This is a genomic window from Pseudaminobacter sp. Soil_N_29 (genome assembly GCF_057656055.1).
This window is the reverse complement of the sequence record NZ_JBDGLC010000005.1, coordinates 251,122-264,750: the sequence shown is the minus strand read 5'-3', so window position 1 is coordinate 264,750 and position 13,629 is coordinate 251,122. Positions and strand designations below refer to the sequence as shown.

At 63.0% G+C, this 13,629-nt stretch carries 17 protein-coding genes; 9 read left to right on the top strand and 8 right to left on the bottom strand.

Annotated elements, in window-relative coordinates; genetic code table 11:
• Positions 1–3 precede the first annotated feature (3 nt).
• Together AC3A4H_RS14015 and AC3A4H_RS14010 are read right to left on the bottom strand one after the other, a co-directional pair.
• Positions 4–348: a DUF6634 family protein gene (locus tag AC3A4H_RS14015; RefSeq protein WP_487767211.1), complete on the bottom strand. Its 345-nt coding sequence runs from the start codon at positions 346–348 to the stop codon at positions 4–6.
• A 424-nt stretch (positions 349–772) separates the two neighbouring features.
• A complete protein-coding gene (locus tag AC3A4H_RS14010) occupies positions 773–1,192 on the bottom strand; it encodes a hypothetical protein (RefSeq protein ID WP_487767210.1) in 420 nt (139 codons plus the stop codon).
• 263 nt (positions 1,193–1,455) lie between these two features.
• Here AC3A4H_RS14010 and AC3A4H_RS14005 point away from each other — a divergent pair, with 263 nt between their 5' ends.
• Complete coding sequence (locus AC3A4H_RS14005; RefSeq protein ID WP_487767316.1) at positions 1,456–1,860, top strand: hypothetical protein; 405 nt, start codon at positions 1,456–1,458, stop codon at positions 1,858–1,860.
• A 530-nt stretch (positions 1,861–2,390) separates the two neighbouring features.
• A complete protein-coding gene (locus tag AC3A4H_RS14000; protein ID WP_487767209.1) occupies positions 2,391–2,732 on the top strand; it encodes a hypothetical protein in 342 nt (113 codons plus the stop codon).
• Positions 2,733–3,257: 525 nt separating this feature from the next.
• Here AC3A4H_RS14000 and AC3A4H_RS13995 read toward each other — a convergent pair.
• The 3 genes from AC3A4H_RS13995 to AC3A4H_RS13985 form a co-directional block, all read right to left on the bottom strand.
• Positions 3,258–4,280 carry an IS110 family RNA-guided transposase gene (locus tag AC3A4H_RS13995; protein ID WP_487767208.1) on the bottom strand — a complete coding sequence of 341 codons (1,023 nt, stop codon included), beginning with the start codon at positions 4,278–4,280 and terminating at the stop codon, positions 3,258–3,260.
• A gap of 201 nt (positions 4,281–4,481) precedes the next feature.
• Complete coding sequence (locus tag AC3A4H_RS13990) at positions 4,482–4,712, bottom strand: hypothetical protein (protein ID WP_487767207.1); 231 nt, start codon at positions 4,710–4,712, stop codon at positions 4,482–4,484.
• An 87-nt stretch (positions 4,713–4,799) separates the two neighbouring features.
• Positions 4,800–5,180, bottom strand: coding sequence for a hypothetical protein (locus tag AC3A4H_RS13985; RefSeq protein ID WP_487767206.1), 381 nt, complete (start codon positions 5,178–5,180; stop codon positions 4,800–4,802).
• A gap of 587 nt (positions 5,181–5,767) precedes the next feature.
• Here AC3A4H_RS13985 and egtB point away from each other — a divergent pair.
• Together egtB and egtD are read left to right on the top strand one after the other, a co-directional pair.
• Positions 5,768–7,033 (top strand): ergothioneine biosynthesis protein EgtB, encoded by a 1,266-nt coding sequence (egtB, locus tag AC3A4H_RS13980; RefSeq protein ID WP_487767205.1) that lies wholly within the window; start codon positions 5,768–5,770, stop codon positions 7,031–7,033.
• Between the two features lie 13 nt (positions 7,034–7,046).
• Positions 7,047–8,048: an L-histidine N(alpha)-methyltransferase gene (egtD, locus tag AC3A4H_RS13975; protein WP_487767315.1), complete on the top strand. Its 1,002-nt coding sequence runs from the start codon at positions 7,047–7,049 to the stop codon at positions 8,046–8,048.
• 66 nt (positions 8,049–8,114) lie between these two features.
• On the opposite strand, the gene AC3A4H_RS13970 is transcribed toward egtD, so the two are convergent.
• A complete protein-coding gene (locus AC3A4H_RS13970; RefSeq protein ID WP_487767204.1) occupies positions 8,115–8,594 on the bottom strand; it encodes a VOC family protein in 480 nt (159 codons plus the stop codon).
• A gap of 196 nt (positions 8,595–8,790) precedes the next feature.
• Entirely contained in the window at positions 8,791–9,132 is a 342-nt protein-coding gene (locus AC3A4H_RS13965; RefSeq protein WP_487767203.1) for an MliC family protein, read from the bottom strand.
• 158 nt (positions 9,133–9,290) lie between these two features.
• On the opposite strand from AC3A4H_RS13965, the gene AC3A4H_RS13960 reads away from it, so the two are divergent.
• The 5 genes from AC3A4H_RS13960 to AC3A4H_RS13940 all read left to right on the top strand — a co-directional run bounded on the left by AC3A4H_RS13960 (position 9,291) and on the right by AC3A4H_RS13940 (position 12,772).
• Positions 9,291–9,923: an alpha/beta hydrolase family protein gene (locus AC3A4H_RS13960; protein ID WP_487767202.1), complete on the top strand. Its 633-nt coding sequence runs from the start codon at positions 9,291–9,293 to the stop codon at positions 9,921–9,923.
• A gap of 127 nt (positions 9,924–10,050) precedes the next feature.
• Positions 10,051–11,004: a metallophosphoesterase family protein gene (locus AC3A4H_RS13955; protein WP_487767201.1), complete on the top strand. Its 954-nt coding sequence runs from the start codon at positions 10,051–10,053 to the stop codon at positions 11,002–11,004.
• A 38-nt stretch (positions 11,005–11,042) separates the two neighbouring features.
• The gene (locus AC3A4H_RS13950) at positions 11,043–11,381 is read left to right on the top strand and encodes a cupredoxin domain-containing protein (RefSeq protein ID WP_487767200.1); all 339 of its coding nucleotides are present in this window, start codon (positions 11,043–11,045) and stop codon (positions 11,379–11,381) included.
• A gap of 40 nt (positions 11,382–11,421) precedes the next feature.
• The gene (locus tag AC3A4H_RS13945; protein WP_487767199.1) at positions 11,422–11,982 is read left to right on the top strand and encodes a sigma-70 family RNA polymerase sigma factor; all 561 of its coding nucleotides are present in this window, start codon (positions 11,422–11,424) and stop codon (positions 11,980–11,982) included.
• Positions 11,975–12,772: an anti-sigma factor family protein gene (locus tag AC3A4H_RS13940; RefSeq protein ID WP_487767198.1), complete on the top strand. Its 798-nt coding sequence runs from the start codon at positions 11,975–11,977 to the stop codon at positions 12,770–12,772. The genes AC3A4H_RS13945 and AC3A4H_RS13940 overlap by 8 nt, the downstream gene beginning before the upstream one ends.
• A 104-nt stretch (positions 12,773–12,876) precedes the next feature.
• On the opposite strand, the gene AC3A4H_RS13935 is transcribed toward AC3A4H_RS13940, so the two are convergent.
• Positions 12,877–13,557 (bottom strand): TetR/AcrR family transcriptional regulator, encoded by a 681-nt coding sequence (locus tag AC3A4H_RS13935; RefSeq protein WP_487767197.1) that lies wholly within the window; start codon positions 13,555–13,557, stop codon positions 12,877–12,879.
• Positions 13,558–13,629: the final 72 nt, after the last annotated feature.

Sequence of the window (13,629 nt, the reverse complement as noted above, 5' to 3'; positions counted from 1 at the left end):
GCCTCACGCGTGATCGCCCGGACGGCCGGCAGGACGGCCCAGTCGGTACCACCGTGACAGCGTTCGTGCCCATGTCCTGTCGTCGGACAGGAGCCACAGATCGGACGTCGTAATCACCCTGTTGTCGCCCGGCAGCATCGGGTGACCTGAGGACAGTCCAACGAGGCATGCGATTGGTCTTTGGGCAATGACCCAGCGGTCTAGGATCGGTGCGGTCTCCTTGGTCTGGCACTCCGGAGGAACACCCCGCTGGATTGCCTCCATGTCCGCCACCAGCGCCGACAGCCGGCCAAGCTCAAACTCGAAGGGCTTATCCTGGTCGCGGCTGTGCAGATCGAATGTCACCATGGGAAGGTCTCCGTCGTGGGCCTGGATTGCGCTCTTGGCGAATCCTTCGATTCGCCTCGAGCTGGCGCAGTCATACGGCGCCCGAAGCGAGAGCGACGCCCCCCTCCGCATTTTTTTTCACCGTGGATAATTTTGAACGGTCGCTCCGCAGGACTCGGGCGAATTGGAACCGGCAACCCAAGGCGGACAGAAGGCGGTATGAAGGTTCATAACAGCTACCGCGGAAAGCACGCGCAGCAATCGACATGACGCACGTCGACCTTGCCAGAGAGGCGGGGGAAAGCACCTGGTTCGGATCCGAAGCCCGGCAGGCGTGTCCGAAGATTCCAGGGAGCGGGTTCAGGTTGCTCTCGAAGCGCAGGGGTAGAGTTTCTCCCCGGCGAGGATGGAATCGGACCAGGAATACGCGTCACAGATAAGATGCTCACCGCGCCGGCCATCCGTCGGAATGAGCCTGGTAGGCGGACCGCTCGCAGGCCACAAACGCTGCGCCGCCCTGGAACTGGGAAGCTAATGATCCTGCGGATGAAGCAGCGGTGAGGGGGGCAACGCGCTCCAGACGCAGCGGGTCCAAGCCGCATTGTTGATGAATGAGAGCGCCGCCCACCTCATCCAGATCAAAGCGCTTCGGAATGTGTCTGAAGTCTCCAGGGCGAAAGCGCAGGCTGCTCTCGAAGCCAAAGGAGTGATGTTTCTTTGCCAGCTCGAGCCCCGCCGGCATCGCCGGCGCGAGGAGGAATGACGCATGATCATGCCTGACCGGGAATGGTGCGGCCGAGGCGGCCGCCGATGCCGTCCTGCGCGCTCTGGCGCGGCGAGGCACGGGCTTGAGCGGCGCCGACATCGAGCGGCTGCTGCGCGAGGCGCGGCAGACTGCGCGGCGCGAGCGCCGCAGCCTGACCTGGTCCGACCTCGAGGTACGGCTGTCCGCCGCCAAGCCGGTCAGGCCCGACGCCTCACGCTGGCGCATGGGCTGCATGAGGCAGGGCACGCCGTCGCTCGCCTGGTCCTGCGACTCGGCACCGTGTCGCTCATCACCATCGACCGGCCGGAGGGCGGCATGGTCCAGAGCGAGGAGCCTGAGCGGTCGCGCAGACGGAAAGCTGGCTGTCGTCGGTCCTGATCGCCAATCTCGCCGGACGCGCGGCCGAGGAGGTGCTGCTCGGCGCCTGCATCGCCGGGTCGGGTGGCGGCCCCGAGAGCGATCTCGCCCATGCCACGACGTTCGCCCTGCAGATGGAGGTGGACTTCGGCTTCGGGACAGACATGCCGCTGCTGTATCGGAATGCCGAAGAGCAGGCCTCGCTCCTGCTCTGCAGGCCCGAGATCGCCCGGCGCGTCAATGCGCGGCTGGAGAAGGCCTACGCCGGCGCCTGCGACCTGATCCGGAGCCATCGCGCAGCCCTCGAGGAACTGGCCCGCACCCTGATCGCCAGGGACACGCTGGAAGGACCGGAGCTGGCGCGCGTGCTGGAGCGGATCGGAAAGCCGCATCGGGTCAAGACAGGCTGACAGCGAATGCAGCCGATCGGGAACAAGCCACGTCAGTCTTCCAATGGACCGCGCGGTGTCCTGCCTTGTGGCGTCTCGGGCATGGCGTAACCACCAGGCTCGGCTCCCGCGACCTCGGGAGCAATTTGGAGCCCACGGGGATATGGCAATCAGGCAGGCGAGGCGCGCACGAGGCTTCGGCAAGTTGGCTTGACCTGTCCGCACATCAGATCAGGTCATCCTGATTTGCGGTAATCCGTTTCAGCCATGGCGGGTTTGCGATTCAAGATCCACTCGCAGCGTTACGGCGGCGAACGGGGTTTGCTGGTCGAACTTAAAAGGTGCTGCAGCACTCTGGTTCAGGGTGCGGACACGTCGTCTCAATTCGGGATGATTTGCGGTAAACCGATTCATGTCTGCGGGAAGGCGATTCAAGGGTCGGAGTGAGCGATTCAGCTCATGATGATAGCGTTACACTGCAAACCGCGTTTGTTCCTTGCAGCGGTCGGCGTCACCGTCGTCGTGTAACCTGATGAAGGAGGCGATCGGTCATGGACAGGCTTGAAAAGCAGCGGCTGCGCCAGCGGGAGTACCGGGCGCGGCTGAAGCGGCAGAAGGCGCCCTCGCGTGACAACATAGCGAGGACCTTGATGCACTGGGCGATCACAGAAGCGGTCAAGGAAGGCCACCGGGAAAAGCTGGAGCGCGTTCAGGACGAGATCGTCGACAGGCTGGTCGCGCAGGGCTTCGATCGGAGGGCGAGCGATGCCGCTTTCGATGCGACCGTCGAGCGGTACGCCAATGGCTGGGGCTTCCAGGGCAAGCAGCGTCTACGGCAGCGCGACATCAACGATCGCGACATCAACGGTCAGGATGACGGTTCCGCCGACTGATGGAAAGCCACCTCCAAGCGCTGCCAGTGAAGCCCGATGAGGATGCTCGAGCGCAAACCGCGTTCGCACCCCAATGCCGTATTCCCCCCGTTACTCCATGTAATGCCGTTTACAGATGAAGCGGTCGAACAAGACAGTCGGCGGTCGGGTCGAGCTGCGGCGTGCAGTACCAGACCTGAGATCGGGCTAACATTGCCCCATCATGGTGTGATGGATTTCCGCCTTGAGCCGTCCTCGCCAACCCGACCTTCGAATTTCGCGTTCGGGGCCGTGTATGGACGGCTCTCCGTTGGCAAGGGGTTCTTTGAGCACTGCCGTTGCTGGTTGGTGCGGCCATGTATCCGACCTGTAGGTGCGGCCTTTCATGTGCCGCTGGCCATAATGCCATTCGCGCGTCTCAGATCCCGATCGTAAGCTCGCACTCGAGGTGCACGGCTCCAGTGGGTTCTCCTGATCCGGCAAACCGGCTTGGTGAATCAGCTCCTGTCCGCCCTTTCCAACCTCGTCGGCGATCGCTCGCCCTATCTATGCGATGACCGGCTCCCTGTAGCGCTCGCCGCTTGTCATCAATGCCCAGACCATCCGGGCAGTCTTGTTGGCGAGCGCAACCGCGGCAACCTTGGTTGTCCGGCGGGCCATCAGTTGCACCAGCCATGGCCGCCTGGTCCCGTTTCGCTCGGCATAGCGGATGACCGCCATCGCCCCGACCACGAGCATCTGGCGCAGATAGCGATTGCCAGCTTTGGAGATGCTGCCGAGCTTCTCCTTGCCCCCGCTTGAGTTCTGCTTCGGCACAAGCCCGATCCACGCCGATAGACAGCGCCCCGACTTGAACGCATGCGCATCGGCGACCGTGGCCACGAAGGCACTCGCCAGCAGCGGGCCGACGCCCGGGATCTCCATCAACCTGCGGCCAAGCTCGGTCTCTCGCGCACTCGCTCGGACCCGGCGATCGTTTTCGAGGATCTGTTCCTTCACGACCCTGAGCTGCGCCTCGAGCATGCGCAGGCATAACCGTGCATCAGCGGGGATCCTGGTGTCGCTCTCGTCGTTGATAACCACGAGCAGTTGCTCGATCCCATTCCGCCCGATCGGCGCCACGACCCCGAACTCGGACAGGTGTGCCCGCAACGCGTTCGATATCTGTGTCCGCTGGCGGTTGAGCATCAGTCGGACCCGGTGAAGCATCATCACACTTTGCTGTTCGGGTGACTTCACCGGCACGAAGCGCATGGTCGGCCGGGTCACCGCCTCGCAGATGGCTTCGGCATCGGCGGCGTCGTTCTTCTGCCGCTTCAGATAAGGCTTCACATACTGTGCCGGCAACAGCCGCACATCATGCCCACGTGCAGTCAGCTCTCTCGCCCAATAGTGCGAAGAGCTGCAGGCCTCGATCACGACCAGGCATCGCAGCAAGTTCTCGAAGAACCCCAGCACGCGCCCGCGGGTCAGCTTCCTGCGAACGACAACCTCGCCCGCCGCATCGACGCCGTGGACTTGAAAGACTGACTTCGCGATATCGAGACCAATCGTCGTAACGTTGTCCATTCTAGCTCTCCTCCTCCAGCTCTAGCCCCACGATCATACGCAGGGAGGGAGGAGAGCCGTCCACCGCATCAACTGCCGACTGTCCGGTTCTGGCCGTATCCAAGGGATAGCTGCCTTTCGGCACCCGACCGCATTGCGACCGTTGGCGCGCCCTCTACGATTTCCCCAAGCCGTCATTGGATGGCGACACCTAAGGGGCACCTAAAAGCCTAACGCATCGATTTCCATCGCCTCTTTCAGAGCTTGACGGTCCTCGTCATTGATCTGTCGAAGCGTTCGCTGGCTCACAGTGATATAGAACTCAATGAGGCGATCATGGGCTGCTTTTGAGTACGATGCAGGGTCATTGCGCATCTGGTTTATGTAGCCGGTCACGCGCCGCATAAAGATCAGCGGATTGCAATAATCTGAGATATCGTCCCAGCCCGTCACCAGGCCCGTCGGTGAAGCATGTCGGCTAGGCCCCGATCACAACCTCCTTTGCAAACAAAATGGATGCTCTCAACGACATCATTGTTGTCATCGCCTAACCTCGCGCTGGAGGTCTGAAGACGTCCAGCGACTCAGTTCCTTGGCATACTCAATGATCTGTCCAACGACCTCACGAGGGCCCTCAGGGTTCCGCCATAGCTCGCACTCGACGAGGACGGGGAGACCCGACGGGGTGACCAAAAGGTTGTCGATGGGGCCTGCCGGCTTCATCAACTCCCGGCAGATTGCGACCGGGCCTTTGAATGAGGGATCGATCTCTTCGATTGGCAAAGATCCTGGATGCTTGTGCACGAGTTCCTGAACCTGGGCCTCGCTGACTCCATCTTGCGTTGCAGCAAGGCTGAGTTTGCTCAGCGTCGTCGTGGAACCTACCTTCAGGATGACGGGCGCGGCATGTTGTCGTGACAATGACTTCCTCCGAAACTGGTCAGCACAGTCACCCGTCAGTCGCTAAAGCCGCGTTTATGCCGCGCACGTCGAACGGGACAGCCACGAAATCCGTGAAGCAGCGCTCAGCGATCACGCTTTGCTCGTCCTAACCCCCCCCGAAGCTAGCTTGTGACAGGACCGCCTTCTGATTGGGGGCCGAAATCGGAAATAATTTCCGCTTAGCGGCTTCATAGCGGCCAAAGGCCAACAACCGACTACGGCGCGCTGGCGGCGGTCTATCGCCACGTCGGCAACAACTTCAAGGTTGGCGTCGGCTACAACTTCGGCGTCTTCTCCGACGACCTGCGCGATCTGACGCTGGACGACAGGGGGATCTTCCTCAATGTGGTGGGAAAGTTCTAATTGCATAGGTTGAGCGATTGCGCTGTGAGCTCGCGAAGCTGAACAGCGCAGATCACCTGCCGCCTCACGCTGTCGTGAGGAGAACGGCCACATTGCGGACAGATTGGGCGGCTGCCCTGATGCAAGTCCGCTGGCGGCCACGTGCACCGGCGGCATTGTAAATGTGCTGATCACCGAAGCGCTCACTCGACCCGGAGGCGCTGATGCCTGCACCTACGTCTCGCCTGCCAAAGCAATCCGACCCGCCCGGCACATCGGCGGCTATCCTGCAGCTATCAGCGTCGGCGTCGCGCGGCGGCTGGCTGGCAGCCTACGAGGCCGTACGGGCCGAGACCGAGCGGCGCGCCGCGCCGCTTTCCGGCGAGGACCAGGGCGTTCAGTCCATGCCCGACGCAAGCCCGATCAAGTGGCATCGCGCCCATGTCACCTGGTTCTTCGAGCAGTTTCTGCTGGTGCCATACGCGGCGAACTACCGCGTTTTCGATGAGCGCTTCCCCTTCCTGTTCAATTCCTACTACGTCAGCGCCGGGCCGCGTCACGAGCGGCCGAGACGGGGACTGATCACCCGCCCGGATGTCGAGACGGTCACCGCTTACCGACGGCATGTCGATGCGGCTGTCCGCACCCTCATCACCGCGGCCGACGATGAGCTGTTTGCAACAATAAGTCCGATTCTGGAGATCGGCCTTCATCATGAGCAGCAGCATCAGGAACTGATGCTGACCGACATCCTGCATGCCTTCGCGCAAAATCCGGTTCTGCCGGCGTATGATTCCGGCTGGCGCTGGCCGGAGACTGCGGGCAAGGCCGGCGCGTTCGCCGATCTCGCGGAAGGCGTCCACACGATCGGATACGGCGGCGACGGCTTTTCCTACGACAATGAAGGGCCTGCGCATCGGGTCCTGGTGGGTCCGATGCGGATCGCCCGCCGGCTTGTCACGAATGGCGAGTGGATGAACTTCATGGCCGATGGCGGCTACGAGACGCCGACGCTCTGGCTCTCTGACGGCTGGGCGACGGTCCAGGCGGAAGGGTGGAAAGCGCCCGGCTACTGGCGCGAGGTCGATGGCGCCTGGTTCAGATTGACGTTCGCCGGTCTCGAGCCCGTCGATCCCGACCTGCCGGTCTGCCACATCAGCTTTTATGAAGCGGACGCGTTTGCCCGCTGGGCCGGCAAGCATCTCCCGAGCGAAGCGGAATGGGAAGTGGCGGCGCGGAGCGGCATGCTCGACGACGCCTTCGGCCAGGTGTGGCAGTGGACGCGCAGCGCCTATCTGCCCTATCCCGGCTATCGTGCGGCGCCCGGGGCGCTCGGTGAATATAACGGCAAGTTCATGGTCAACCAGATGGTGCTGCGTGGCAGTTCGCTTGCCACGCCGGAAGGTCACGCCCGCTATAGCTATCGCAACTTCTTCCATCCGCAGGCGCGCTGGCAATTCACCGGACTGCGCCTTGTCGATCATCCCTGACAATGCCGCGATGATGGCGCTCCCCCCACGAAACGACCACCCTGCCGAAATGGAGGCCGGGCCGACCTTTGATTTCGCGGCCGATGTGGTGGCGGGCCTCCGGGCAAGGCCGAAGCGCATCCCCTCCAAATATTTCTATGACACCGCCGGCTCGCTTCTTTTCGAGGAGATCACGCAGCTGCCGGAGTATTACCCGACCCGGGTGGAGCGCGGCATCCTCGCCGAGAACGCCGAGGCAATCGCCGAGCTGTTGCCGGCAGGCAGGGCGCTGGTTGAATTCGGCAATGGTTCGAGTGCCAAGACGCGCATTGTCCTGCGTGCGGCAAGAGAGCTCTCAACCTATGTGCCCGTCGATATCGCCGCCGAGTTTCTGGAGGAACAGGCCGAAGCCTTGCGGCTCGAATTTCCGTCCCTGAATGTGCTGCCGGTCGCCGCCGACTTCACGAGAGTTTTCGACCTGCCGACGAGCGTTCGGACGATGCCGCGGGTCGGCTTCTTTCCAGGCTCCACGATCGGCAATCTCGATCCGCCGGACGCCGCCGGATTCCTTCATCATGCCGGCCTGAGCCTCGGCACGGACGCGGTGATGGTTGTCGGGGTTGACCTCGTAAAGAACGAGGCCGTCCTCCACGCCGCCTATAACGACGCTGCCGGCGTGACCGCCCGCTTCAACCTCAACCTGCTTGCCCGTATCAACCGGGAGCTCGGCGGCGATTTCGATCTCGGCTCATTCGAGCATCGGGCGTTTTTCGACCGCGGGCATTCGCGCATCGAGATGCATCTCGTAAGCCGCGCAGCCCAACGCGTGGCGGTGGACGGTCATTCGTTTGATTTCGCGGAAGGCGAGACGATCCACACCGAGAACAGCTATAAATACACCGTGGAGGCCTTTTGGGCGCTCGCCCGCGGGGCCGGTTGGCGGCCCATCAGGGTCTGGACAGATAGCGAAGGCTGGTTCTCGATCCATGTTCTCGCGAACGATGCCGCCAACTACCCAGGGCTCAGGCGCCTGTAACGGCCAGCATCGCTATCGTGGCCTTCGGTTCGCTAGATTGATCGGCCGGCGGCGGCCGCGTCACTGTCAGCCGCGTCGGGCGGCCTCAATTGCGGCGACGTCGATTTTCTTCATGTCCATCATCGCGACAAACGCGCGTTTTGCTTCATCGCCGCCAGCAGCCAGCGCCTCTGTCAGCACGCGCGGCGTGATTTGCCAGGAGATACCCCATTTGTCCTTGCACCAACCGCAGGCGCTTTCCTGGCCGCCATTGTCGACAATGGCGTTCCAGTAGCGGTCGGTCTCTTGCTGATCGTCGGTGGCGATCTGGAATGAGAAGGCCTCATTGTGCTTGAACGCGGGCCCGCCATTGAGACCCAGACAGGGGATCCCGGCAACTGTGAATTCGACCGTCAGCACGTCGCCCGCCTTGCCGGATGGGTAGTCGCTGGGAGCGCTGTGGACGGCGCTCACCGAGCTGTCGGGAAATGTCTCGGCGTAGAAGCGTGCTGCAGCCTCGGCGTCCTTGTCATACCAGAGGCAGATCGTGTTCTTGGCAACGGCCATTGCTCGTCCTCCCGTTGAAGCCAGTTCCGGCGCGATCTCCCACGCGGTCGGAGGCGGTTCAAGTTGAACCCGACGGTGCACATTGAACGCGCCCGCGCCATTCTGCCAGCAATTCCCGAAAGCTCATAGCCTCCATCGGAAGCAGCCGGGCCCCCGGTTCAAGTTCGGCCACTCACCGGGTGCGGCGCGAGACAGGTCACTTCTGCTTGCACGCAATCCCGTCCGTGTTGTCGCTCCTGAGGTCGGTCAGCGTGGCGTTGCCGCCCTTGTCCCAGAATTCGTACTGGCCGCCTGCATAGCGCGCCCCGGAGCCTGAGAGAACATTGGCCATGAGCACCTTCTGGCCGTCCCAATCCATGATGGCGAGGCTGTTGGTGCCCACATTTATGAACTCGATGTCGAGCTCTTTGGCGCCGTCGCACAGATAGCTGGCGTTTATCCGTTGCGCCTCGCCAGGCAAGTCCAATTCCACGGCAGCGACAGGCGCGGCCGTGGCAACAAGCACCGCGACGGGGAGGCTGAACCAGAGGGCTGACATGAATGGTCTCCAATTATAAACGTGCACGAACCATATGCCGGACCGGAATGCGATTGTCGCGGCATCATTCATTCTATCCAGGTTTTCGGAAACCGCGACACCGCGGCGCCAACAGGCTAAGCACATCTGGCGGGTGTAGAGCAGGCATGGAGAGCCGCATGCATTTTCTCATCGACGGCGCGGATGACGCATTCGCTACCATATTGCTCGCGCACGGTGCTGGCGCGCCGATGGATTCTCCTGCGATGGAGGCAGCCGCCCGGGCGCTGGCGAATATCGGTTTTCGAGTTGCTCGGTTCGAGTTTTCATACATGGCCGCCCGGCGGCAGGGGGGCCGCAAACCGCCTCCCAGGGCGGAACTTCTCCAGGGCGAGTATCGCGAGGCGGTGAAGGAGCTTGGCGCATCCGGGCCGCTGATCATCGGCGGCAAGTCGATGGGCGGCCGGGTCGCGTCCATGGTCGCCGATGATCTGCACGCCAGCGGCAGCATCGTCGGGCTTCTCTGTCTCGGCTATCCGTTCCATCCGCCTGCGAAGCCGGAACAGTTGCGAACCGCGCATCTTGCCGAGCTGAAGGCACCGACACTGATCTGCCAGGGCACGCGCGACCCATTCGGAACCCGAGAGGAAGTCATGTCGTACGATCTCTCCGGCCAGATCGAGATCCTCTGGCTCGAGGACGGCGACCACGACCTCAAGCCGCGCAGGAAGGTCTCCGGCTTCTCCGCCGCGGACCATATCGCCACCGTGGCACAGACGGTCGAGGCCTGGGCACGGCGGGTAATCGGTTAATGCGCAATCGGTTTCGAACGGTGGGCCTTCGAAGGGCGCTCACATCGAAGTGAATGCGAGATCAGAATAAGCGCATGGCTGGTTTTGTCTTCTGCTCCATCGACACATGTTCGAAAGGAGCAAGACAATGCCCAAGCAAGAAAAAGAAAGCGGCACCGGGTTTGTGCTGACGCGCAGGCATGCGCTCGAATGCATGGTCTGGGCGGGAACCGGTGTGCTGTGGACCGTTGCGGGCGGCGTCCCCAAGTCGCTCAGCCTGCTCGACGCGGCACAGGCCGCCGAAGCTGCGCAGGGCGCGATGACCTTCCTGCAGATCTCGGACAGCCATGTCGGCTTCGACAAGGAAGCCAAGGTGACCGCTGTCGACACGCTGACTGAGGCGATCGACAAGGTGAGGGCGCTTCCGGTGAAGCCCGCCTTCATGATCCATACCGGCGACATCACCCATCTTTCCAAGGATGGCGAGTTCGACGACGCTGCACGCATCATCGGCAGCACCGGCCTGGATGTTTTCTACGTCCCTGGCGAGCACGACGTGATCGATCCGGGGCAGGGCAGGGCCTATCTCGACCGCTACGGCAAGGGCACGCTCGGCGCCGGCTGGCACTCATTCGACCTCGGCGGGGTCCACTTCATCGGCCTTGTGAACGTCGTCGACCTCAAGGCCGGCGGGCTTGGCAATCTCGGCGCCGAACAACTCGCCTGGCTCAAGAAGGATCTCGACGGCCGTTCGGCCTCGATGCCCATCGTCGTCTTTGCCCATATCCCGCTCTGGTCGATCTATCCGGAATGGGGTTGGGGAACGGACGATGCCGCACAGGCGCTCGCGCTCCTGAGGCGTTTCGGTTCCGTGACCGTGCTCAACGGGCACATCCACCAGATCGTGCAGAAGGTGGAGGGCAACATGACCTTTCACACGGCGCGCTCGACGGCCTTTCCGCAGCCGAAGCCCGGCACGGCCGACAAACCCGGCCCCGTGATCGTTCCCGCCGACCAGTTGCGATCGATGCTGGGCCTGACCTCGGTCGACTTCACCGTCGGCCAGGAGAGGCTCGCGATCACCGACACCACCCTTGCATGAGGAGGTTCGCATGAACACGCAAGAAAGGAGGAATTGCCATGCCTGCCATGCTGTTGAAGGGGCCCCGAGCGGGTCTTGCCGCGATGCTCGTCGCCCTTCTTGCCCAGCCGATTGCCCCGGCTGCCGCAACGGAGGCGCGGGTGACTATCTCGAATTTCTCCTTCGAGCCGCAGACGTTGACGATCCAGCGTGGCGACACGGTGCGGTTCGTCAATTCCGATGACATGGTCCACACGATCGTGGCGGCCGACGGCAGCTTCCGCTCCGAGCCGCTCGATACCGGCGGCAGTTTTGTCAGGACTTTCGCCCAATCCGGCAATATTGCCTATTTCTGTGGCCTGCACACCTTCATGAAGGGTAGCATAGTCGTCAAATGACCTTCCGCGATGGCCCGTCGACCGGCGCAGCAGCAAGGACGTGAGCGCTTTGAGTGGAGATCAGCCGACGATCCGGTTCCGGGAACTGGTCGTGCCGCATCTTCAGGATGCGCTGGTCTTTGCGCGCTGGCTGACGGGCAATCGCGATGATGCGGAGGACGTCGTGCAGGAGGCCTGCCTCAGGGCATTCGCCTCGCTCGGGGAAGGTGCGATCCTGCGCCCACGTGCCTGGCTTCTGGCGATCGTCCGCAATACCGCCTTCACCTGGATGGCGAAGAACCGGCGGAAAGGGCTGCTGGTGCTCGGCGATCAAAACGAGATGGATCGGCTGGCCGAGACGGGAGAGGGAAACTTTCCCGACGCTCCAGCCCTGACGCCCGAGGCTGAACTTATCCGCAAGGCCGACGCCGCTGCCGTCCAGAAGGCCGTCGGCGCGTTGCCCGCCCCGCTGCGGGAGGTGCTCGTGCTGCGCGAATTCAACGATCTGAGCTATCGCGAGATCGCCGATCTGCTGTCTGTGCCGATCGGCACGGTGATGTCACGCCTGTCGCGCGCGCGCCTGTTGCTCGCGGCTTCGATTGCGGAGGACTATCGTGGCTGAAGCCAGGACACCGCCGGAAACGGACCTTCTGTTGCTGAACGCGCTTGTCGACGGTGAGCTCGACGCGGCTTCGGCCACGGCACTCGAGCGCCGCATTGCCGATGAGCCGGCACTCCGGAAGGCCTATGATGCCATTGCCGCCACGCATGCGGCGCTCGGCAGGCTCGAACGCCCGCAACTCGACGCGAAACTGCTCGACAGGATCGAAGCCGCTGTCGGCGCTTCCGGCAGGCCTGCCGGGTCCCTACGGCGGCGATCAGAGTGGCAGGCGGACTGGCGCGCGCTTGCCGCCTCGCTTCTCATCGCCGTGATCGCGGCCGGGAGCGGCGGCTATTGGCTGGGTGCGCAAGGCCCACGCCAAACCACCGCCGATCTCGTGGCGAGCGGCCATCGCCGAAGCCTGCTTGCCGCAAGTCCGGTCGACATCGCCTCGTCTGATCGCCATGCGGTCAAGCCCTGGCTCGACGGCCGCATCGGTATCTCGCCGCCGGCCCCCGACCTTGCAGCGAAAGGCTTCGCGCTTGTCGGCGGGCGCGTCGATGTCATTGGCGGACGCGCCGTACCGGCGCTCGTCTACCGCCACAACGAGCATCTGATCACGGTGGTTGCGGAGCCGGCAGGGACGGGGACCTCCGGCCCCGAAGACAGGGAAGCCGACGGCTACAATATGGTGAGCTGGAAGGGGAACGGCTTCGATTACTGGGCGGTGTCCGATCTCGAACGCGCCGAACTGGATAGCTTCGCCGCAGCTTACCGCACTACCACCAAGGCCGGCGGCCCCGGCGGATGAATGCCTCCAGTTCCGCATCTCCTCCCGGAAACCAGGATGCACTAAACAGTTCGGACATTTCCAAGGCTAGGCCGCCTCACAGCAAGCGGGCCGGAACGCCGGGACTATGCGGGGGACGGGTCGTCTCTGGCAACGAAACGCAGCATCATCTCGACGGTGTTCTTCTTGAGACGGTCAAGCTGCTCCGGCGCGCCGAAGTCGCGTCCGAAAATCATCGAGAAGGTGGCCCGGTTGGAGACGTTGAAGAAGCAGAGTGCGCTGACCTGCCAGTGCAGTTCGACCGGGTCGAGCCCGGGGCGGAAGACGCCCTCGGCCACGCCGCGCGAGTAGATGCGCGAGATGTGGTCGATGGCCGTAACGTTGAGGTCGCGGATGGCATCCGACTGCTTCAGGTACTGACCGTGGTGGATGTTCTCGATCATCACCATGCGGATGAAATCCTCGTGCTGGTGGTGATGCTCGAAGGTGAACTCGACAAGGCGCGTCAGGGCGGCCACTGGCGGCAGGCCTTCTATGTCGAGTTGCGCCTCGCCCTCGCGCACCTGCCTGTAGGCCTCCTCCAGCGCGCGCAGGTAGAGGCCCTCCTTGTCGCCGAAATAATAGTAGATCATGCGCTTGCTGAAGCGCGTGCGTGCGGCGATCTCGTCGATGCGAGCTCCCGATAGGCCGTTGAGGGCGAACTCGCGCGAGGCGATCTCCAGTATGTTCCGCCGCGTTCCTTCCGGATCCGGCACGCGGCCCCCACCGGCTTCGGGTCTGGATTTCTCATCTTTCGCGACGGTCATGGGTTCTCGGATGCCTCTACGTAGGTCGGGTGATTGACTGTACTATCTAGTTCGTACATCATCCAGCCCGCA